The organism is Pseudacidovorax sp. DMC4 (assembly GCF_056314265.1).
The window spans coordinates 125,753-147,558 of sequence record NZ_JBQUYR010000008.1; the positions used below are offsets into that span (position 1 = coordinate 125,753).

Below are 21,806 nucleotides of genomic sequence, written 5' to 3' on the forward strand. Positions count from 1 at the left end.
CGATCCGGAGACAAGACCATGAAGGCTTCACGCTGGCATCGCCTCGCCCTGCTCACCCTGCCCGCCACCCTGTTCGGCCTGGCGGGTTGCGCCGCCCTGCCCGGCCGCGAGGTGCAGGCCGGCGGCGCCTACTGCTTCCTCAACCCGCTGGCACATGGCCACCACGGGCCCTGCCTCGACGGACCGCTGCCCGACGCCGACACGGCCCAGCAGGCCTGGCACTTCGCACCCGACCCGCAGGCCCTGACCGTCTACGTGGTGCGTCAGAACTGGAGCGACGGCCCGCACCGCGTGGCCGTGTCCCTGGACGGCCAGCCGCTGGCGGACACGCTGCCCTCGACCACACTGCGCCTGCGCGTGCCGCCGGGTGCGCATGCGTTCACGCTGCACGCCGAAGGCCACCCGCCGCACACCATCTCGCTCGATGGGCGTGCGGGCGAGGTGCATTACCTGCACATCGCCACCCTGGCCGGGCTCTGGCACATGGACTACGGGTGGGAGCTCGAGCCCGACGTCGTACTGCAGGCCCGGGCACGCCGCACGCGGCTGGTGGCCGATCTGCGGGAGGACCCCACGCGACCGACGAAATGAAGCCATCGATCCCCCCGGCACGGCGTGCCGCTCCTCTTCGGGTGCGCGGTCGCGGCGCACCGCGCGTCCCGTCCGCCATCGCCGCCGCCCTCGCCCTGCTGCTGGCCGGCGCCGCCAAGGCCGAGCCGGTCGAGGCGCCCGCCGCGACACCCGAGCAGGAATGGGGCACCGCCTTCCAGTCCACCTACGTCTGGCAAGACAAGGCCGCTTTCCCCGCCGCCTATTCCGGCAACAACAGCCTGGGCACCGAGCGGGCGCTGAGCTATTCGTTCACCGTCACCGCCATGGTCGGCATGCGGCCCTGGCGGGGCGGCGAGCTGTATTTCAATGCCGAGGGCGCCCAGGGCGTGCCGCTGTCGGGCCTCACGGGCCTGGGCGGCTTCACCAATGGCGAGATGGCCCGCTCGGCCACGCCCAACCTGGGCCTGTACCGCGCCCGTCTCTTCCTGCGCCAGACCTGGGGAGAGGGTGGCGGCGAGGAAGTGCAGGCCTCCGGCCTCACCCAGCTCGCCGGCACCGCCGACCGGCGCCGCTGGGTGCTGACCGCCGGCAACCTGTCGGTGCTGGACGTGTTCGACAACAACGCCTATGCCCACGACCCGCGCACCCAGTTCCTCAACTGGGCCTTCATGACCTACGGCGCCTACGACTATGCGGCGGACGGGCGCGGTTACTCCTGGGGCGCGGTGCTGGAGCGCTACCACGACGACTGGGCCCTGCGCGCCGGCCGCTTCATCCAGCCCTACGAGCCCAACGGCCAGCCGCTGGATCCGCGCTTCCAGCGCCACTACGGCGACCAGGTCGAGCTGGAGCATGCCCACCAGCTGGACGGCCAGCCCGGCAAGCTGCGGCTGCTGGTCTTCCGCAACCGGGCGCGCATGGCCAGCTTCCAGGACGCGCTGGCGCTTGCGCAGGCCACGGGCGACACCCCAAGCCTCGACGCCGTGCGCGGCGGCGACCGCAGCAAGCGCGGCATCGGCCTGGGGCTGGAGCAGGCCGTGGGCGACGACCTGGGCCTCTTCGCCCGCTGGAGCCGGGCCGACGGCGGCACCGAGACCTATGCCTTCACCGAGATCGACCGCTCGCTCTCCGCGGGCGCCCTGCTGCGCGGCAGCGCCTGGGGCCGGGGTCAGGACACGGTGGGCGTGGCCGCCGCGGCGAACGGCCTCTCGCACGCACGCCGCGACTACCTGGCGGCAGGCGGCATGGGCACCTTCCTGGGCGACGGCGCATTGCGCTACGGCACCGAAACGGTGGTCGAGGTTTTCTACGCCATTCAGGTGACCCGGGCGTTCTGGGTGACGCTCGACTGGCAGCACATCCGCCATCCCGGCTACAACGCCGACCGCGGGCCGGTGCATGTCGGCTCGGTGCGGCTTCACACGGAGTTCTGACCGGACTGAGGGGCCGCACAGCCTCGCGGAGCCCCACCTCCACGCGCCCCGGGGGACGAGCCGGCCCCTGTCACCCTGGTCCGTCCTGTCCTACACCGAATGGGGAGATCTTGTGACGACCAGTGTCATGAAATTTCATCAATGTTCACGCCACTAAAGAATTGCAATCTGCCAAAAGGTGAGGTTGCGTTCTTCGGACCAGCTGTCGCAGCGATCGACGGGTGGCGCGTTCATGGCCATTTCGGGGAGTTTCGTTGTCCGTTGTTTCGTCTCTCGACCCCGCCCGGTGCGCGCACTGGTCGGCGGCCTGTGCGTTTTCACCCTTCGCGAGCGCCGAGTACCGGGCCTGGATCGCACGCGAATCATCGTCTGCCGACGCCGAGCGCGAAGCGCTGCTCGCTGCCCTGACGGCGGTCCCCCACCCCGCTGGCATCACCTTCGTCGTCGCCGACGACACACATGATCGCGCGGTGCGGGCGACGCTGTCGTCGCTCGCCGCGCAGGTGTGCCTGCAGTTCGACGTCCTGCTCAGTTGCAGCCCCGCACGCCGGGTGGCGATGTCGGGTGTCCTCGCCCTAGTGCCGCAGTCGCTGAAGGTGCGTGTCATCGTCGCCACCGAGGACGATGTCACCGTGCCGGCGCTGCAGCAGCTGGCACTCACCCATGCCGGCGGCGAACATGTCGGCCTGCTCAGCGCGGGCGACCAGCTTGCGCCCACGGCGGTGGCCGCCCTTCGGATGACGCTCGCGCGCTGGCCCGAGACCGACATCGTCTACGCCGACGAGGACTGGATCGCCGCCGACGGCACGCGCTGCAGGCCGCGCTTCAAGCCGGGCTGGGATCCAGAGGCCCAGCTGGGCTTCGATCTGCTGGAAGGCCTGTGCCTGTTCCGCCGCGCCGAAGTGCTGCACAGTGGCGGGCTGCGCCCCGAGTTCGGGCCTGCCGCGCGCTATGAACTGGGCTGTCGGATCGGCCTGCCGCTGCCGGCCTGGCGGGTGCGGCACATTCCTGCCGTCCTTTGCCATCGGCGCATACCGCTCGCACCGGACAGTGCCGCGACGGCCCGCGCGATCGAAGCCTATGCCGCGGCGGCACGTCGGGCCGCCCAGCAGGTGGCGTCGATGCAGAGCGGCACCCCCGTCGAGGTGGCCCCGTCGGTCCTGGCCCCCGTCGTCAACTGGGTGCGGCGCCCATTGCCGCAGCCCGCGCCGCGCGTCAGCATCCTGGTGCCCACGCGGGACCGCGCGGATCTGCTCGCCAACTGCCTGAACAGCCTGCTTCGGCATACCGACTACCCCGATCTGGAAGTCGTGGTGCTCGACAACGACAGCACCGAGCCCCAGACCCATGCCCTGTTCGCACAGCTGCGCCAGGACCCCCGCGTACGCATCCTGAAGACGCCGGGCGCGTTCAACTTCTCGCGCATCAACAACCTCGGCGCCCGTGCGGCGACCGGCGCGGTCCTGCTGTTCCTGAACAACGACACAGAGATCCTCGATGCGAACTGGCTCAAGGAGATGGTGGCGCAGGCCATGCGACCGGACATCGGCTGCGTCGGCGCCAAGCTGCTGTACGCCGACGGCACCGTGCAGCATGCCGGGGTGATCCTCCAACCCGACCGGCTGGCCATGCACGTGTCCCGCACGGACGATGCGATGGCGCCCGGCGCGGACGGCAGACTGGCCGGCGCCCGCGGTTACCTCGCAGTCACCGGCGCCTGCCTGGCCATCCGGCGCGAGGTCTTCCAGCTTCTCGGTGGCTTCGACGAGAAGCACCTGGCCATCGCGTTCAACGACGTCGACCTCTGCCTCAAGGCCACCGACGCCGGCTACCGCAACGTGTGCACGCCGTTCGCGACCCTGTTGCACCTCGAAAGCGTGTCGCGCGGGCACGACCACGCCAACGAAGAAAAGCAGCAGCGCGCCGCGCGCGAGCTCGGACACATCACCGCCAAGTGGCCGGACCGCTTCGCGGAAGACCGGTTCCACAACCCCAACGTGCGGCTGGACTGGTACACGGGCACGCAGCTGGCCGCCTATGAAGCGCGGTGGCAGCTCGCCCGCTAGTGAACGCCATCGATCTGAAGAGAGGCCTCGGCACGCGCCGAGCGGCAATACATGCAAGACACCCCCGTTCATCTTCCCGCCGTCGAGTGCACGAGCCTCGACCGCTCGCTCGACGTCCTGACGGACCCGGCGCTGGCGCCGCTGTTCTGGACACCCCATCTGCTGGGCAAGCCCAGCGCGTGGTGGACCCACACCCCCTTCGCCTTCTGGCTGGTGTCGGCCTGCAGGCCCCGCACGCTGGTGGAGCTGGGAACGCACAACGGCGTGTCGTACGCCGCCTTCTGCGAGGCCGTGGCCCGACTGGAGACAGGCACGCGCTGCTACGCGGTGGACACCTGGGCGGGCGACGAGCACGCCGGGCACTTCGACCCGCAGGTCTACTACGCGCTGCGCGATTTCCACGACAAGCACTTCAGCGCCTTCTCCGAGCTGCTGCAGTCGACCTTCGACGACGCGCTGCCCTATTTCGCCGACGGCTCGGTCGACGTGCTCCACATCGATGGCTTCCACACCTACGAGGCGGTGCGCCACGACTTCGAGACCTGGCTGCCCAAGCTGTCCGACCGGGCCGTGGTCCTGTTCCACGACACCAACGTGCGCAGCCGCGACTTCGGGGTGTTCCGCTACTTCGCCGAGCTGATCGGCCAGTACCCGTCGTTCGAGTTCCTGCACGGGCACGGCCTGGGCGTCCTGGCGGTCGGCCGCAACGCACCGGCCGCGATCAAGGCCCTGTGCAAGCTCGAGGCCGACAAGGCGGACGCCGTGCGCACCCGCTTCTCGCACCTGGGCACGCGATGGTTCGTGACCACACGCGAGCAACTGGGCAGTGCCGAGCTCAATCAGCGCCTGCAAGCGGCACAGACCCAGCAGGTGCAGGCCGAGGCCGAGCTGGCGCAACTGCGCGCCGAGCGGTCCGCCGCGACGGAAAGCAGCACCGTCGAGGCCGACTCGCAGCGCAGTGCCGAGATCGAGACACTGGCGCAGCAGGCCCAGGCCGCCGAGGCACGTGCCGCGCAGTCCGAGGCGCGGGCCGAGCGGGCCGAGGCCACCACCCATGCAACGCAGCTGGTGCAGCAGCAAGCGGGACGCCGGGTGGCGGAACTGCGCCGCATGGTGGCCCAGCTGACCACGGAACTGGCCCAGGCGCAGGAACGCGCGGTGACCGCGGACCGGCAGGCAGGCCTTCAGCAGCAGATCGCCGTCGCCTGGAAGGAGCGCGCCCAGGCACAAGGCGAACACTCCCGTGCGCTGCTGCAGCGCTTTCGCGACGTCCAGACCGATCCCGCTGCGCAGGCCAAGGCTGCGGAGCCGGGACGGCTTCGCCGCATTGCGAAGCGTCTGCGCAATCGGAAGATCGCCATCGGCGAGACCTGGGAGACCGAGACCATCCGCCGCTCCCCGTACTTCGATCGCGCCTGGTACCTGCTCACCTATCCCGATGTCGCGTCAGCGGGGCTGGACCCCGCGGACCACTACCTGAGATACGGTGCGATCGAGGGCCGCGACCCGGGCCCCCTGTTCTCGTCCGCCACCTACCTGGCCCACTACACCGATGTGGCAGCGGCGGGCCTCAATCCGCTGCTGCACTACATGGAGCACGGCATCGAGGAAGGGCGCCACGCCGCCGTGCACGGCCTCTCGCAGGGCGAGCCCGCCCTTCCCGCCCTGCCGACCCAGCGCTTCTCCATCTTCTACGTGTCCGGCGAACCCGACACCCCCGGGCACATCTACCGCGTGACCCGGTACATGGAGGCGGCGCGGATGAATGGCGTGCCCTCGGAGTGGGTGCGCCTGGACCAGCTGCAGGACAAGCTGTCGCTGACCGCCCAGCACGATGTGATGATGCTGTGGCGCACGCCCTGGACGCCCGCACTGCAGGAGGCGGTCGCCCGCATGCGCGCGCAGGGCAAGATGGTCGTGTTCGACATCGACGATCTGATGGTCGAGCCGGACCTCGCCCAGATCAAGTTCATCGATGGCATCCGCTCTGACGGCCATGTGCCCGAGCATGTCCGGGCGCATTTCGCCAACATCCGCCGCGCGATGCTTGCCGCCGACATCTGCCTGGCCAGCACCCAGGAACTGGCCTACCACATGCGCTGGGCCGGCAAGAGCACCCACGTCGTGCCCAATGGCTTCGACCACGGCACGCTGGAGCTTTCGCTTCGCAGCGCGCAGGCATGGCGTAGCACGCGCAGCGACGACCTGATCCGCATCGGCTACGCCGGCGGCTCACGCACCCACCAGCGCGACCTCGGCCTGGCCATCGAGGCGATTGCGCGCGTGCTGCGCGAGAACGCGCGTTGCCGGCTGGTCCTGTTCCAGACGCTGGCGGGCGTGCGCCTGGTCGAAGTGGAGGAATTCCCGGCGCTGGAAGGACTGGAGGACCGCATCGAGTGGCGGCCCTTCCAGACGCTGGAGACCCTGCCGCAGGAGATGGCGCGCTTCGACATCAACATCGCACCGCTGGAGTTCGGCAACCCCTTCTGCGAAGCCAAGAGCGAACTCAAGTTCTTCGAGGCGGCACTGCTGCATGTGCCCACGATCGCCTCGCCCACCGGCCCCTTCCGCCGCGCCATCTCGCACGAAGCGACCGGCCTGCTGGCCTCCGACGGCGACGACTGGTACCGCTGCCTGTCCCGGCTGGTCGACGAGCCGGCGCTGCGCGACGGGCTCGCCGCCGCCGCGCATCTCAGCGCCCTGGCGCAGTTCGGTCCTCTGCAGCGCGCGGCGCGGTTCGGTTGCGTGCTCGATCAACTGCGTGGCGACGTCCAGGCCGCGCGGGGGTTCGCGCTGGACGCGCGCATCCGAGCGACACCGTGGCGCAGCCCCACGCTGGTGCCGTCCACCGTGCTCTTCGAGCATTGGGCAGCGGAGCCGGAGGTGGCCGAGATCTCGGTGATCATCCCGCTGTACAACTACACGCAATTCATCGTCGAGGCGCTGGAGTCGGTGCAGGCCCAGAGCCTGGCGGTGCTGGACCTGATCGTGGTGGACGACTGCTCCACGGACGCCTCCCTGGACACGGCACTGGCCTGGGTCCGCGAGAACGCCCACCGCTTCAACCGGGCAGTGGTGGCGAGGAACGCGGTCAACAGCGGATTGGCCATGACCCGCAACGTGGGCTTCGGACTTGCACGGACGCCCTACGTGCTGCCGCTGGACGCCGACAACCGGCTGCTGCCGACCTGCTGTGAAACGCTGTACGGCGTCATGCGGGCGAACGCCGTGGCCTTTGTCTATCCCACCATCCAGCACTTCGGCGCCTCGCGCCGCACCATCAGCGACGCGCGCTACGAACCGCAACGCTTCGTGGCGGGCAACTACGTGGACGCCATGGCCCTGGTGGCCAAGGAGGCCTGGGCCATCGTCGGCGGCTACGACCACGTGAGGCACGGCTGGGAGGACTACGACTTCTGGTGCCGGCTCGCCGAGCAGGGCCAGCGTGGCCTCTGGGAGCCCCAGACACTCGCCGAATACCGCGTGCACGCCGCCTCGATGATCAAGACGGAGACCACGGCGCCCGAGAACTACCGGCGCCTCATGGACGACTTCAAGACGCGGCATCCCTGGGTGTCGTTGATCGACGAGCAACTCGCGCTGCAGGCAGCGCGCGCCAACCGCAGCTGACCAACCGTCGTCGCACGGGCAAAGGCGGTGAGCCCCTGCACCGCCGGAACCGGCGTGTGCAGCATGGCATCGTCGCGACGGGGCGCGCCCGTGCGGCCGCGCGACGGCCGCCAACCTGGCCATGTCGCGCACAATCCCGCCTGGCCGCATGCCGCTCTCCCGGCGTGCATGACGGTCCTCGCTGCGCGCCGCACCATGCTCCTCCTGGCCCGAACCCGCTCCGTCCTCCGCGTCGCCCTCGTGGCCGTGGCGATGGCGGCCATCTTCGTGGCGGACACGCTCACCAACTACGAGGTGGCGGCGGCGGTGCTCTATGCGGTGGTGGTGCTGTCGGCCGAGCGGGCGCTCCAGCCGCGGGCGCTGCGCGCCCTGGGCATGGCGTGCATCGCGATGACGGTGCTGAGCTTCATGCTCACGCCGCGCGGCCACTACCACGCCGGCCTGATCAACATGGGCCTGAGCGTGTCGGCCATCGCCATGGTGACCTGGCTGGTGCTGCGCATGCAACGCGCCCGGGCCGCGGCGCAGGCGGCACAGGCCCGGCTGGAACGCATCGCCCGGGCGCAGAACCTGTCGGGCCTGACCACCTCCATTGCGCACGAGTTGAACCAGCCGCTGGCGGCCATCGTGACCAGCGGCAATGCCGCCCAGCGCTGGCTGGCGCAGGCACCGCCGCAACTCGACAAGGCGCGCCAGGCCCTGCAGCGCATGCAGGCCGATGCCGAGCGGGCCAGCAGCGTCATCGCCCGGGTGCGCAGCCTCACGCGGGGCGAACCGCCCCAGGCCAGCCGCTTCGACCTCAACGCCAGCGTGCGCGAGATCGTGGCGCTGTCGCAAGACCGGCTGCAGGAAGAGGGCATCGACCTGCACCAGGCATTGGCCGCCGGACTGCCGCCGGTGTGGGCCGATCCGGTGCAGGTGCAACAGGTCATCGGCAACCTGCTGCTCAATGCACTCGACGCCATGCCCGCCGCGCCCGGCGCGCGGCGCGAGGTGCACATCGACACCGCCCGCGAGGGCGACACCGTGGTCTTCACCATCCGCGACTCGGGCATTGGCCTGGCGCCGGAGGTGCAGGCCCACCTGTTCGACGCCTTCTGGACCACCAAGCCCCAGGGCATCGGCATCGGCCTGAGCATCAGCCGCACCATCGTCGAAGCCAACGGCGGCCGCATCTGGGCCGAGCCCGCCGCCGGCCTGGGGGCGGTGTTCCGGTTCAGCCTGCCCGCCGCCCTGCAGGAGAAGCTGCCTTGACCCCGCCGACCTCGCCCGCCGACGCGGAACCCATCGTCTATGTGGTCGACGACGACCATTCGGTGCGCGCCGCGCTGGAAGACCTGCTCGCCTCGGTCGGGCTGCGCGCCATCGGCTTCGGCGCGACGCGCGACTTCCTGGCCCATCCCCGCGAACCGGCCCCGGCGTGCCTGGTGCTCGACGTCCGCATGCCGGGCCAGAGCGGCCTGGACTTCCAGCGGCAGATGCGGGCCACCGGCATCGGCCTGCCCGTGGTCTTCATCACCGGCCACGGCGACATGGCCATGGCGGTGGAGGCCATGAAGGGCGGCGCCATCGAGTTCCTGCCCAAGCCCTTCCGCGAGCAGGACCTGCTCGATGCCATCCACCAGGGCATCGCCTGCGACCGCGAACGCCTGGCGCAGGAAGCCGCGGGCGCGGACCTGCGGGCGCGCTGGGCCCTGCTGACGCCGGGCGAGCAGGCCGTGGTGCGCCTCGTGGTGCAGGGCCAGCTCAACAAGCAGATCGCCTGGCAGCTGCAGCTGAGCGAGGTCACGGTGAAGGTGCGGCGCGGCCAAGCCATGCGCAAGATGCAGGCGGCCTCGCTGGCCGAGCTGGTGCGGATGGCGGACCGGCTGGGCGACGTGGGCTGAAGCGCCGAGACTCACCGGCCAGGAGGGCACGCGCTGCGAGCGGCGCGCTCGCAGCCACCCCGCGCGGCCCTCAGGCCGCAGGCGCCACCGACGCGCCCTCGATCCCGTGCCGCGCCAGCGCCTCGGCCACGAAGCCGCTGGCCTTGGCCTCTTCCACGAAGGCGGCCAGCGCCGCGGCCGCGGCCCCGCCCCGGCTGTTTGGCGTGCCCATGGCCTGCTGGATCACCATGAAGCGACCCGGCAACAGCCGCAGGCCGCCGATGCGCGCGGCATCCGCCTGCAGCTGCTGCTTGACGCCGGCCGCGACGTCGGCGCCTTCGGCGATGAAGCTGTCGACCACCGCCGGCGAGGTGGGCGCGCGTTCGATGGTGGCGGCCTTGAGTTCGCGCGTCAGGTACAGGTCGTACGCGCTGCCCTTGCCCACCATGACGCGGGTGCCGGCGCGGTCCACCTCGTCGTTGGACTGCAGCGGCGAGGCATCGCGCACCAGGTACGCGCCCTCGATCAGCACATAGGGCGCGGTGAAGCGGATGCCCTCGCCGCGCAGCGGGTCGATGGCGAAGAAGCCGATGTCCGCGTCTTCGGCCTTCACCGCTGCCACCGACGCGGCCGCGGTGTCGAACACCGCCAGCTCAAGGCCTACGTCCAGCTTCTGTGCGAACGCGCGGGCCAGATCGACCGAGACACCCCCCACATCGCCGGTGTCCGCGTCGCGGCGGGCCAAAATGGGATTGCCGAGGTTGATGGAGGCGCGCAGCACGCCGCGCGGCGCAAAGGCGGCCGCGACGGCCGGATCGATGAGGGACATGGTGGACTCCTTGGAAGCGGGCCAAAAAAGACGGGGCCGGCAGGGCCGCCCCCGAACCGACCCGATCATCGTCGACGTGTCTGACGCCTGGCGTTGGCGCAAGCGCCACTGCCAGGCGCTGAAAGCCTTTTGACAGCTTGCCTTGTGCACCATGCGCTCCAGCCCGGCCGGCATCGCGCTGGCCGGGCCGAATTCTTTTCTGGCGGACCTCGCCGCCGCGCCCCTAGAACAGTTCCGGAGACGACGCCATGACGCACCACGACCCGCTCGCCCAACCCGCCCTGCCCACCCGCCGCCGCCTGCTGCAGGGCGCCGCCGCGTCCGTGGCCGCCGGCGCCCTGCCCCATCTGGCCTTTGCCCAGGACGGCTGGCCCACGCGCCAGGTGCGCTTCGTGGTGCCCTTCGCGCCGGGCGGCTCGTCCGAGATCGTCGCGCGCTCCACCGCGGCCGAACTGGGCAAGACCCTGGGCCAGAGCGTCTACGTCGACAACAAGCCGGGCGCGGCCGGCAACATCGCCATGCAGGACGTGGCCCGCGCCGACGACCAGCACACGATCATCCTGGGCCACATCGGCACGCTGGCGGTCAATCCGTACATCTTCGCCAAGCTGCCCTACGACCCCAACAAGGACTTCAAGCCCGTCAGCCTGCTGGCCAAGGTGCCCAGCCTGTACGTGATCCATCCGGACGTGCCGGCCAAGAACCTCAAGGAATTCGTCGCCTATGCCAAGACCCGCCCGGGCCGCCTGAGCTACGGCTCGGCCGGCAACGGCAGCGCCGGCCACCTGGCCATGGAATACCTGAAGATGAGCGCGGACATCTTCATGCTGCACGTGCCCTACAAGGGCACCGGCCCCATGCTGACCGACCTGATGGCCGGCCGGCTGGAGGCCTCGGCCATCGGCGCGGCGGCCGTGATTCCCTTCATCAAGTCGGGCAAGCTGCGCTGCATCGGCACCGGCTCCACGCGTCGCCTGCCGCAGTTGCCCGACGTGCCCACCGTGGCCGAGCAGGGCTTCCCGGGCTTCGAGATGACGCAGTGGTACGGCATGATGGCCCCGGCTTCGATGACGCCGGCCCACCTGGCCAAGCTGTCGGCCGAAACGATGAAGGCCGCCAAGTCGCCACCGGCCCTGGAGCGCATGAGCGCCGATGCGGCCGAGGTGGTGGGCGGCACCCCCGAGCAGTTCGCGCAGTTCATCGCGGCCGAGCAGGCCCGCTGGCAGAAGGTCATCGCGCGCGCCAACATCAAGCCCGACTGAGCGGCGCTGCCGGCTGCCGAAGCGGCATGGGCCGCAGCTAGCATCGGCCACCATGCGCATCCTCCTGGCGGAAGACGAACACACCCTCGGCACCTGGCTGTGCCGGGCGCTGGAGCATTCGGGCATCCAGGTCGAATGGGTGGACGACGGTCGCCTCGCCGACCGGGCCCTGCAGCAGCGTGACCATGACGCCCTGGTGCTGGACCTGGGACTGCCGGGACTGGACGGCCACCGCGTGCTGCAGCGCCTGCGCGAGCGCGACCAGCGCATCCCGGCGCTGATCCTCACCGCGCGTGATTCGGTCGACGAGAAGGTTGCGGCCCTGAACGCGGGCGCCGACGACTTCCTCGCCAAGCCTTTCGCCCTTGCCGAACTGGAGGCGCGCCTGCATGCACTGGTGCGCCGCGCCCGCGGCGTGGAGCATCCGCGCCTGGCGTGCGGGCCATTGGTCTACGACAGCACCCGACGGCAGTTCACGCTGCACGGCGAAGTGCTCGCGCTGTCGCCGCGCGAATCCGCCGTGCTGCGGGCGCTGGCGCAGCGCACCGGCGAGCCGCTGTCCAAGCAGCAGATCATCGACCGCGTGTTCTCGGACCAGGACGAGGTGAATCCCGAGGCGGTCGAGGTGCTGGTTTACCGCCTGCGCAGGCGGCTGGAAGGCAGCGGCGCGCGCATCGTCACCCTGCGCGGGCTGGGCTATGTGCTCGAGCCGGACTGAGCCGGCCGCAACCGCGGGACGAGGACTGCGGTCGCGCGTCGCGCGCTGGCTGCAGCGCAGCAGCCTGTGGCAGCGGCTGGCCCTGCTCCTGCTGCCGGGGCTGGCGGCGGTCACGGCGCTGGAGCTGTGGATGACCCGGCACGATGCGCTCGAATCCGCCAACGCGGCCTACGACCGCTCGCTGCTGGGCGCCCTCAAGTCCATCGACGCCAACATCTCCACCGCCTCGGGCGGCCTCTCGCTGGAGATGCCCTACACCATGTTCGAGTTCTTCGAGCTGACGGCGAGCGGCCAGGTGTTCTTTCGCGTCGCCACCTCCGACGGGCTGGTCGAACTGGGCAGCGCCGACTTCCCGCAGCCGGGCACCCCGCCGCCCCTGGGCGTGCCGGTGTTCTACGACGCGGTGTACTTCGGCGAGCCGGTGCGGCTGGCCGCCTACGAGCGCGAGCTGGAGCGCGCGCCCGCCGGCAGCACGGCGCGCCGCGTGATGATCCAGGTGGGCGAAGGCACCCAGTCGCGCGAGGTCTTCAGCGCCCGCTTCGTGCGCAGTGCCGCCCTGCGTGACCTGCTGGTGCTGCTCCTGATGCTGGGCGGCACCACGGCCGCGCTGCTGGCAGCGCTGCGGCCGCTCTTGCGGCTGGCGCAGGAGGTCGAGGCGCGCCCGCCCGAGGACCTGAACCGCATCTCGCAGGAGAACCTGCCAGCCGAGATCCGCCCGCTGGTGGAGGCCGTCAACCGGCAGATGGCGCGCACGCAGGAGCTGGTGTTGCTGCAGCGCCAGTTCCTGGACGACGCGTCGCACCAGTTGCGCACCCACCTCACCACGCTGCAGATGCAGGTGGACTATGCGCGCCGTGAGCAGGACCCAGGCATGGTGCAGGACGCGCTCGCCGCCCTCGAAGCCGAAATCGCCAGTGCCACGCGCAGCGCGCAGCAGTTGCTGGCGCTGGGCCGCAGCGACACGGTGCCGGTGGAGGCCGCACTCTTCGACGCTGGCGAATTGCTGCGTGAGGTCGCGCTGCAATGGCTGCCGGCCGCCCGCCGCAAGCGCATCGACCTGGGCATCCAGCCCGAGGCAGGCGCACCGGCCGCCTTCGGCGACCGCCATCTGCTGCGCGAGGCTTTCGCCAACCTGGTGGCCAATGCCGTGGCGTACACGCCCGATGGCGGGACGGTGACGCTGCTGTCCGGCAGCGATGCGCAGGGCTGGCTGCTGGCCGTCGAGGACAACGGCCCCGGCCTGGATGCCGAGGACCGTGCGCGCCTGGGCCAGCGCTTCCAGCGCGGCAGCGGCGCGCGGCCGGGCGGCTTCGGCCTGGGGCTGGCCATCGCGCGCTCCATCGCCCAGCGGCATGGCGGCGAACTGCGGCTGCTGGACCGTGCGCCATCGTCCGGCCTGCATGCCGAGATCTGGTGGCCCCGCGACCGCCGCGCCGACACTGCAAGAACGACAGGAGACACCCATGAGGCATCACACCCCGGCACGCCCACCTGATCGCCGCCAGTTGCTGCTGCGGGCCGTCGCAGCCCTGGTGCTGCCTGCGGGCGCGCCAGGCGCTGCCCCCGCCGCCGCAGCCCCCTTGCCGGCCATCCCGGACCCAAGCGTCCTGGCCGCCGAATGCGTCATCCCGGCGAAGGCCGGCGGTGGCTTCGCGCTCACCTGCGCACTGGCGCGCGACGCCCTGCAGGCGGTGCGGCCGCAGCGGCCCTCGCTGGGCCAGCGCTTCCTGCCCGGCGGCATCGGCGCCCTCGCCTTCGACCAGATCGCCACCGGGCGCATCGGCGGCCCCGGCACGCTGGTGGCCTTTTCCGGCGGCTCGCTGCTGAACATCGCGCAAGGCCGCTTCGGCCCGCACCCGGTCTCGGCGGTGCGCTGGCTGGCGTTGCTCGGTGCCGACTATGGCGTGATCGCCGTGCACCGCGACTCGCCCTACCGCCGGCTTCAGGACCTGGTGGAAGTGCTGCGCGCCAAGCCCGGCCGCGTGGCCTTCGGCGCCGGGGGCACCGTCGGCAGCCAGGACTGGGTGAAGGCGGCCCTGCTGGTGCGGGCCAGCGGCGGTGACCACAGGGCCATGCGCTTCGTGGCCTTCGAAGGCGGCGGCGATGCACTGAATGCGCTGCAGGGGCGTCATGTGGACGTGTTCTGCGGCGACGCCGCCGAAGCCGCCCAGGCCGTGGACGCCGGCGCTTCACTGCGCTTCCTGGCGGTCTTTTCAGCCGAGCGGCTGGGCGGTGCGCTGCAGGGCGTGCCCACGGCGCGCGAGCAGGGCATCGACATCGTCTGGCCCACCGTGCGCGGCGTGTACCTCAGCGCTGACGTGCCCGAGCCCGCGCTGCGCGCCTGGACCGCCGCCTTCGAGGAAGCGATGAGGGCGCCAGGCTATGCGAAGCTGCTCGCCCGCAGTGCGCTCTACCCCTTCGCGCTGACCGGTCCGGCCCTGCAGGGCTTCGTGGAAGCGGAGCTGGAGAAGTACCAGAAGCTGGCCACGGAACTGGGCCTGCGACGGTGGGGCCGCACGGGCAGCTGAGGGGCTGCTCCGCTCCCGCGGCCAGCGTCAATAGCCGGCGCCGCGGTCCACCGCACGCAGCGGCGCCAGGCCTGCGCGCACCCGCGCGACCTCTTCGGCGAACTGTGCCACCACGGCCTCGATGTCCACGCTGCGGCAGGCATGCGGGGTCAGGACCACGCGCGGGTGCTGCCAGAACGGACTTTCGGGTGGCAGCGGCTCATGCCGGAAGACGTCCAGCACCGCGGCGGCGAGGTGACCGCTGTCCAGCGCGGCCAGCAGGTCGGCGTCCACCACGTGCTCGCCGCGTCCGACGTTCAGCAGCGAGGCGCCCGCCGGCAGTTGGGCCAGCAGGCGCGCGTCGATCAGGTTCTCGGTGTCGGGCGTCAGCGGCAGCAGGTTGACCAGGATCTGCGAGCGGGCCAGCAGCGCCCGCAGGCCCGCGGCGCCTTCGAAGACGTGGATGCCGTCCTCCGACCGGCCCCGGCGCGCCCACGCGGCCACATCGAAGCCCACCTGCCGCAGCAGGCGTGCCGCGGGCGCCGCCATCGCACCGAAACCGAGGAAGCCGACGCGACGCGCGCGCAAGGGCAGCGGGGCCCGTTTGCACCAACGCCGCGCGCGCTGGTCCTGCGCATAGGCCGGCAGCTCGCGATGCAGCTGCAGTACCTGGGTCAACACGTACTCGTTCATGAGCACATCGCCGCCCTGGGGTACCGGGCGCGTCAGTGGCACCCCGGCGGGAATGCCGCCGTCGCGCAGCAGGTGGTCCACGCCGGCATGCAGCGAGCCCACGAGGCGAAGCCGGGGCAGCGCCTGCAGCGCGCCGTGCGGGATGCGCGAGACGAGCGCGAACTCGATCTCCGTCGCATCTCCCACATCGGGCCAGATGCGCACGGGCAGTTCGTCGCCGCAGTGCGCCTGCACCGCGGCGCGCAACTCCGGCAGGGGCACGGGCCCCGCATGCAGCAGCAGCGCCATCACTCGGCGCGAATGTTGTTGCGGCGGATCACCTCGCCCCAGCGCCGCTGCTCATTGGCCAGCAGCTTCGCAAACTGCTCGGGGGTGCCGGTGCTGATCTCGCCGCCCCCGTTGGCCGCGAACTGCTGCATCTCGGCCGAGGCCATCCCCCTGGCCGCCGCTTCGCGCACGCGCGCGATGACGGGCGCGGGCGTGCCCAGCGGTGCCATCAGCCCCATCCAGTAGTCTGCGCCGGCGTCCAGCACGCCCAGTTCCACCAGCGTTGGCACCCCGGGCATCAGGCTCGAGCGGGCGTCGCTGCTCAAGGCCAGCACCTTGACCTTGCCCTGCTTCATCCAGATCTGCGCGTTGGGCACGGTGTCGAAGTACATCTGCACCTCGTCGGCGGCCAAGGCCTGCACCGCGGCGGCAGAGCCCTTGTAGGGCACGTGCACCAGATCGAGCCCTGTACGGCTCTTGAACAGCTCGCCCAGCAGGTGGTTGGTGCTGCCCACGCCGGAGGAGGCGTAGTTCAGCTTTCCGGGCCGCTGCTTGGCGTAGGCCATGAAGTCGGCCAGGGTCCTGCCCGGCACCGAGGTGCTCACCATCAACACGCCCAGATAGTGGATCAGCAGCGTGATCGGCGCGAAGTCGCGCGCACCGTCGTAGGGCGGCTTCTCCAGCAGGAGCGGCGCGATCACCTGGTTGGTCGAGGTCGTGAACATCAGCGTGTAGCCATCGGCCGGCGAGCGCATCGCCGCCTGAGTGCCGATGGTGCCGGTGGCACCGGGGCGGTTGTCCATGACGACGGGCTGGCCGAGCTCGATGCGCAGGCGGTCCGCCACCATCCGGGCGGTGATGTCCGTGGCGCCACCGGGCGCGAACGGCACGATCAGCTTGATGGGCCGGTCGGGATAGCCACTCTGGGCCGAGGCCCCGAAGGCGAGCGAGGCGGCACCGGCGGCGGCCGCCGTCAGCACGCGGCGGCGTGGGATGGAAGTGGGCATGCTCTGTCTCCTCGTGGCGGTCATCGCGCGGGCGCGGTGTGTCCGCCCAGCACCTCGGCCACCCAATCCGCCATGTAGTCGGTGGCAGGCGCCTGGTTGTCGACGTGGCAGTGCTCGCAGCCGCCTTCTTCGGCGGTGAAGACCCGCAGTTCGCGCCGCGCGCTGTGGACGGCGGCGGCGTAGACCTGGTGCGCCTCGGTCACCGGCGTCTGCCGGTCATTCCCGCCGTGGGTGATGAGCAGCGGGCAGCGGATGCGCTCGGCGATGCCGCCCAGGTGCATGGGCGCCATCTTCGCGACGACGTCCTCGACGCCCTGCGCGCCGTACACCCACTCGGCATGTTCCAGATGGAAGTGCACCGCCTGTGCGAGTTGGCCCTTGAGGCGCTTCTCGAAGAGCGAGCCCCAGTCCCACACGCCGGTCCAGGCCACACAGCAGGCGAAGCGCGGCTCCAGTGCGGCCGAACGCACGGCGTGGTAGCCGCCCGCCGATGGCGCAATGATGCCGATGCGCGCAGGGTCCACGTCATCGCGACCCAGCAGGTATTCCAGGCTCGCGCGTGCCGGACGCTCGGTCTCGGGCATGCCGAGCAGGCCCTGCAGGCGCAGTGCCTCGCCCACGCCCGGATGGTCCACGATCAGCATCGAGATGCCGCGGCGGCGGAACTCCTCGTGGACCTGCATCAGGCAGATCGTCTCCTTCATGATGTCGAAGCCGTCGAACATCACCATGCAGGGGCCCCGCCCGTCGCCGGCGCGTACGAACAGCGCCGGCAGCGTGCTGCCTTCGTAGGGCACGGCGCAGCGCTCCACGGGCTGCTCCAGCGTGGCCTGCCAGCCCGCGAAGCTGTCGAGCATGCGGTGGTAGACCGGCATGCGCTGCGGGTCGGCGTGGCGCATCTGGCGCTCGGCCATCATGTAGTAGGTGCAGGCGCGCTGCAGCTTGCGTCCCGCACTGAAGGCGCGACCGGCGCGCCGGTCGACTTCGGCCTGCGCCGACACGCGGTCGGCGACCTTCAGCCAACTCTGCGTCCATGCGAGGGACGAGGCGTCGCCTTTGACGGAGGCGTAGGGTCGCAGCGGCCTGCATGCTTCGTCGATATCGCCGATGGCGCCACCACAGGTCTCGGCCATCATCACCGCCAGGCTCCAGGCGTAGTTGTCAGGGAAGTATTCGAACATCGTCTCGGTTGTTGAAGATAGCGACCGCGCACGGCTGCGCCACCAGGACCGCATGGGTGCTGGGCGGTAGGCGGCGGATCGTCGAGCCGGAGGCCGGCGGGGGTCGCGCTTCAGCCTCTCGGGCTGGCAGCGGCGGATGTCTTGGTCAGTCTTGTCTCCTTCTGCGATCAGCGTCGTGGGCGCATGCTGTCGTGCTTCGATGGGCGGCGGTGTCGATCACTGCCGACCCACGGCCTTGGCATGCACGCGGACCGCCGGAGTCGCCTGGCGGAGAGGGTGCGTGTGAGGCCGTGATGAGCGGCGCTCAGCATAGGAGTGCGGACAGGGCGGCACCAATGGAATCTGGCGATGGTTCGCATCGCCGCGGATGATGCATGCATCGCCCGCGCACCTTCGGTGCCTCGGCAGAAGCGAATGCGGCGGACTGAGCGAACGCCGCTCAGTCGTTCGGCGGCAGCTCGAATTCGCGCTGCGCCGCCTGGATCGATGCGGTCGAAGGCATTGATCGCAAGGCCGCAGCCCGCTGCGGCGACATTGGCAGGCGGTCGGCCACCGGCCGCGCCGGCCTGGGCGTCTGCACCAAGGGATCGACAGCCGTCGCAGCAAGAGGCGGCGTGCGACCCGTCATCGACACCGGCGCGCCAGGCCCGGCCCCCGACGCCTGGGTCGCGCTCAGGGTCACCACGATGCGCCGCCCCTCGACGGTGCGCAGCACCACCTCGTCGACGCGCACGGCTTCGATCGTCCACTCCGGCGTGACGGCGGAACGGGCTCGATACAACTGCCAGCCCGACGGCCCCACGGCCATGAGCGCCAGGCTGCGGGTCGCGTCAGCATGCATCACGGTCCCGCCCAGCTGAACGACAGGCGCGTCGTCTGCCCATGCTGCCTGGACGCCAGCAACGACAAGCATGGCGCATGCGAGCCGAACGCGACGCAGGAGATGCGCGAGCGGTGGGTCGGCAACGCGAGGAAAGGTCATGGGTTCGGAATGGCCAAGCGCAGCACACGATTGTTCCCACTCTGGAGCCGCATTCCATCGGTACAGGTCCCAGGACGAACTGAAAGCCAATTGAAAGGCGCGACCTTCTATGGTCGCTGCGCGCGGGCCACCGTGGCGCCCGCACCTCTGGAGACATGATGAACAGAACCTTTGCCCTGACGGGCGTTTGCGCAGCCGTGGTGCTGCTGGCCGCATGCGGCGGCGGAAGCAAGCAGACCAGCGTGGACCTCGTGGCACCCCCACCCCCCTCTTCCGAACAGCCCAGCACGCCGCCGCCACCGCCGCCTGCCGTCGATCCGCTGGCCAAGGCACCAGCCGATGTACGGATGACCTGGTTCGGCATCACCAACTGGCACTACCAGATCGGCGACAAGGGCGTGATGCTCGACGGCGAAGTCGTGAACTCCGGGCGCACCGCCAATGCCGCCGCCGTCACCAAGGCCCTGACGGCATTGACCGATGGCGTGGCCGGCAACTCGGTCGATGTCGTGCTGCTCGGTCATGTGCATCCCGACCATTCCGTGCAACTGCCCGAGTGGGCCAAGCAGACGAGCAAGCGCGTGTACGCACCGCCAGCCGCCTGCGCCACGCTGGTGGGCAGCAACGGAATCCCGGCCGACCAATGCGTGGGGCTCAAGGGCGGCGAGGTGATCGACCTCGATGCCTTCACCCAGATCCGCGCCGTGCGCTGGGTGCACAGCGTGGACTGCGACGAGTTCAGCAACGGCACCGGCGGCCCCGAGACCTTCGGTTTCCTCTTCACCACCAAGATCAAAACGGGCGAGACGCTCAGCTGGTTCGTCTCCGACAGCGGCGCCGGCGGCCCCGACCTCACTGCACCGCGCGTGGTCACCACGGTGGAGAACGGCCAGAACGTCACCACCACCTACGGCTCGCCGCTGCAGAACCTCAAGGACGCCCTCAAGTCCGCGGGTCTCAAGAGCTTCGACGTGTGGCAAGGGGGACCCGAGTCGCGCATGGTCTACCAGGCCCGCACGGTGATCCCGGAGTTCGAGGTGAAGACCTTCATGCCGCACCACCTCAATTCGCGTGCGGCGGGCGGGCAGTCCTTCAGCCTGACCTACGGCATGCACTATGCCTACAGCGAGGACGACCAGCCCAAGCTGAAGGAGTTCCTGAAGACGGTGGAGGTCCCGCAGATCTATCCGGCCAATTATTTCGACGCCTGGACCTATGGCCGCGACGGCGTGAAGGTGGTGGCCAACGACAAGATGAAGGCCGCCTACGGCCTGCCGGCGACCGGCCCCGGCCCCGGCCAGCAGTTCCCCAACCCGCGCGCGGGCGCCCTGGAATGCAAGTACGACTGAAGTCGCGCCGCGCCCTCGTGCGGGGCACTGGTGCGCTGCTGCTGGCCGCGTCGCCATGGGTGGCCTTCGCCCACGGCGACTGGCCGCCCAAGCATGGCGGGGTGATGAACGATGGCGAGACCTCCTTCGAGCTGGTGCAGCGCCGCGACGGCCTGCACTTCTACGTCGAGGACCACGGTGAGCGCGTGCGTACGGCAGGCAGCACGCCGACGCTGATCGTTCTCCGCAACGGCATGGAGAAAAGTCATGGCGGCAAGCCGCAGGGCGACAACGCGCTCTTCTTCCCCGGCGTGCGCCTGCAGCCGGCCGACGATGTAGTGGTGCGCGTGACCTTCGCGCAGGGCGCCGTTGCCGTGGGTCGCTTTCCAGCTCAGCTGCGGACCAGGGTTTCTACGGCATCTCGCTGAAAGCCGGACGAAAGGCGTGCGCCGATAAGGTCAGGGGACGCTAGATCCCATTGGAGACCTCACATGGCTTTTCGTCCTCTTTCCCTGTCCCTCGTCCTGATGGCCGCGGCCACGGCGGCCCTGGCCGGCCCGCTCGACAAGACCGAGTGCATCGCACCGGCCAAGCCGGGCGGCGGCTTCGACCTCACCTGCAAGCTGGTTCAAAGCGGCCTGCTCGAGGGCAAGTACATCGCCGATCCGATGCGCGTGACCTACATGCCCGGCGGCATCGGTGCGGTGGCCTACAACACCGTCATCGCGCAGCGCCCCGATGCGGCCAACACCATCGTGGCCTTCTCGGGCGGCTCGCTGCTCAACCTCGCGCAAGGCAAGTTCGGCCGATATTCCGAGAACGACGTGAAGTGGCTCGCGGCCATCGGCACCGACTACGGCGCCGTGGTGGTGGCCGAGAACTCGCCCTACAAGACCCTGCAGGACGTGATGGCCGCCATGAAGGCCGACCCGTCGAAGGTTGTGCTCGGTGCCGGTGGCACCATCGGCAGCCAGGACTGGATGAAGGCCGCGCTGCTGGCACGCGCCGCGGGCGTCAACCCGCGCCAGATGCGCTTTGTGGCCTTCGAAGGCGGCGGCGAGGCCATGACCGCGCTGCAGGGCGGCCACATCCATGTGTTCACCGGCGATGCGGCCGAGACGCTGCAACAGGCCAAGGCCGGCACCAAGGTGCGCGTGCTGGCCGTCATGTCCGACAAGCGCCTGCCCGGCGAGTTCGCCAAGGTGCCCACGGCCAAGGAAGCCGGCGCGGACATCCAATGGCCCATCGTGCGCGGTTTCTACCTGGGCCCCAAGGTGAGCCAGGCCGACTACGACACCTGGGCCCAGACCTTCTCGAAGATGACGGCCACGCCCGCCTACGAGAAGCTGCGCGACGAGCGTGGCCTGTTCCCGCTGGCCATCGTGGGCAGCGAGCTCGACGGCTACGTCAAGCAGCAGGTGGCGCAGTACCGCAAGCTGGTCGAGGACTTCGGGCTGAAGGTCGCGAATTGAACACCGCGCACAGC

18 protein-coding genes are annotated in these 21,806 nt (G+C 70.4%); 13 read left to right on the top strand and 5 right to left on the bottom strand.

Translation table 11 applies throughout. The annotated features are described in order from the left end of the window. The first annotated feature begins 18 nt into the window (after window positions 1-18). The 6 genes from ACT54X_RS16300 to ACT54X_RS16325 all read left to right on the top strand — a co-directional run bounded on the left by ACT54X_RS16300 (window position 19) and on the right by ACT54X_RS16325 (window position 9,567). Entirely contained in the window at window positions 19-591 is a 573-nt protein-coding gene (locus tag ACT54X_RS16300) for a hypothetical protein (RefSeq protein ID WP_476347497.1), read from the top strand. Further along, entirely contained in the window at window positions 588-1,985 is a 1,398-nt protein-coding gene (locus ACT54X_RS16305) for a carbohydrate porin (RefSeq protein ID WP_476347498.1), read from the top strand. Before ACT54X_RS16300 ends, ACT54X_RS16305 begins: the two co-directional genes overlap by 4 nt. A gap of 254 nt (window positions 1,986-2,239) precedes the next feature. Next, complete coding sequence (locus ACT54X_RS16310) at window positions 2,240-4,051, top strand: glycosyltransferase family 2 protein (protein ID WP_476347499.1); 1,812 nt, start codon at window positions 2,240-2,242, stop codon at window positions 4,049-4,051. A gap of 51 nt (window positions 4,052-4,102) precedes the next feature. Then, entirely contained in the window at window positions 4,103-7,681 is a 3,579-nt protein-coding gene (locus ACT54X_RS16315) for a class I SAM-dependent methyltransferase (protein ID WP_476347500.1), read from the top strand. A gap of 195 nt (window positions 7,682-7,876) precedes the next feature. After that, window positions 7,877-8,935, top strand: a complete 1,059-nt coding sequence (locus ACT54X_RS16320; RefSeq protein ID WP_476347501.1) for a sensor histidine kinase — start codon at window positions 7,877-7,879, stop codon at window positions 8,933-8,935. Further along, entirely contained in the window at window positions 8,932-9,567 is a 636-nt protein-coding gene (locus tag ACT54X_RS16325; protein ID WP_294371065.1) for a response regulator transcription factor, read from the top strand. Before ACT54X_RS16320 ends, ACT54X_RS16325 begins: the two co-directional genes overlap by 4 nt. 70 nt (window positions 9,568-9,637) lie before the next feature. Here ACT54X_RS16325 and ACT54X_RS16330 read toward each other — a convergent pair whose 3' ends face one another. Further along, a complete protein-coding gene (locus ACT54X_RS16330) occupies window positions 9,638-10,375 on the bottom strand; it encodes a transporter substrate-binding domain-containing protein (RefSeq protein WP_476347502.1) in 738 nt (245 codons plus the stop codon). 248 nt (window positions 10,376-10,623) lie between these two features. On the opposite strand from ACT54X_RS16330, the gene ACT54X_RS16335 reads away from it, so the two are divergent. Genes ACT54X_RS16335 through ACT54X_RS16350 form a run of 4 tightly spaced genes read left to right on the top strand, consistent with a single transcriptional unit; the run spans window position 10,624 to window position 14,883 of the window. Further along, window positions 10,624-11,637: a Bug family tripartite tricarboxylate transporter substrate binding protein gene (locus ACT54X_RS16335; protein ID WP_354321237.1), complete on the top strand. Its 1,014-nt coding sequence runs from the start codon at window positions 10,624-10,626 to the stop codon at window positions 11,635-11,637. 52 nt (window positions 11,638-11,689) lie between these two features. Beyond that, on the top strand, window positions 11,690-12,355 hold the full coding sequence (locus ACT54X_RS16340) for a response regulator (protein ID WP_476347503.1): 666 nt from the start codon (window positions 11,690-11,692) through the stop codon (window positions 12,353-12,355). Next, entirely contained in the window at window positions 12,336-13,850 is a 1,515-nt protein-coding gene (locus tag ACT54X_RS16345) for a sensor histidine kinase (protein WP_476347504.1), read from the top strand. Before ACT54X_RS16340 ends, ACT54X_RS16345 begins: the two co-directional genes overlap by 20 nt. Beyond that, window positions 13,819-14,883, top strand: coding sequence for a Bug family tripartite tricarboxylate transporter substrate binding protein (locus ACT54X_RS16350; protein ID WP_476347505.1), 1,065 nt, complete (start codon window positions 13,819-13,821; stop codon window positions 14,881-14,883). Before ACT54X_RS16345 ends, ACT54X_RS16350 begins: the two co-directional genes overlap by 32 nt. 27 nt (window positions 14,884-14,910) lie before the next feature. Here ACT54X_RS16350 and ACT54X_RS16355 read toward each other — a convergent pair whose 3' ends face one another. From ACT54X_RS16355 to ACT54X_RS16370, 4 genes are all read right to left on the bottom strand, one after another. After that, window positions 14,911-15,843, bottom strand: coding sequence for a 2-hydroxyacid dehydrogenase (locus ACT54X_RS16355; RefSeq protein ID WP_476347506.1), 933 nt, complete (start codon window positions 15,841-15,843; stop codon window positions 14,911-14,913). Further along, entirely contained in the window at window positions 15,843-16,829 is a 987-nt protein-coding gene (locus tag ACT54X_RS16360; RefSeq protein ID WP_476347507.1) for a Bug family tripartite tricarboxylate transporter substrate binding protein, read from the bottom strand. Before ACT54X_RS16360 ends, ACT54X_RS16355 begins: the two co-directional genes overlap by 1 nt. Window positions 16,830-16,849: 20 nt before the next feature. Further along, window positions 16,850-18,010 carry an alpha/beta hydrolase family protein gene (locus ACT54X_RS16365; RefSeq protein ID WP_476347508.1) on the bottom strand — a complete coding sequence of 387 codons (1,161 nt, stop codon included), beginning with the start codon at window positions 18,008-18,010 and terminating at the stop codon, window positions 16,850-16,852. A 439-nt stretch (window positions 18,011-18,449) separates the two neighbouring features. Next, window positions 18,450-18,992 carry a hypothetical protein gene (locus ACT54X_RS16370; protein WP_294371087.1) on the bottom strand — a complete coding sequence of 181 codons (543 nt, stop codon included), beginning with the start codon at window positions 18,990-18,992 and terminating at the stop codon, window positions 18,450-18,452. 155 nt (window positions 18,993-19,147) lie between these two features. Here ACT54X_RS16370 and ACT54X_RS16375 point away from each other — a divergent pair, with 155 nt between their 5' ends. The 3 genes from ACT54X_RS16375 to ACT54X_RS16385 all read left to right on the top strand — a co-directional run bounded on the left by ACT54X_RS16375 (window position 19,148) and on the right by ACT54X_RS16385 (window position 21,792). Beyond that, complete coding sequence (locus ACT54X_RS16375; protein WP_476347509.1) at window positions 19,148-20,341, top strand: MBL fold metallo-hydrolase; 1,194 nt, start codon at window positions 19,148-19,150, stop codon at window positions 20,339-20,341. Continuing rightward, complete coding sequence (locus ACT54X_RS16380) at window positions 20,326-20,748, top strand: hypothetical protein (protein ID WP_294371092.1); 423 nt, start codon at window positions 20,326-20,328, stop codon at window positions 20,746-20,748. Before ACT54X_RS16375 ends, ACT54X_RS16380 begins: the two co-directional genes overlap by 16 nt. Window positions 20,749-20,811: 63 nt before the next feature. Continuing rightward, the gene (locus tag ACT54X_RS16385) at window positions 20,812-21,792 is read left to right on the top strand and encodes a tripartite tricarboxylate transporter substrate binding protein (RefSeq protein ID WP_476347510.1); all 981 of its coding nucleotides are present in this window, start codon (window positions 20,812-20,814) and stop codon (window positions 21,790-21,792) included. Window positions 21,793-21,806: the final 14 nt, after the last annotated feature.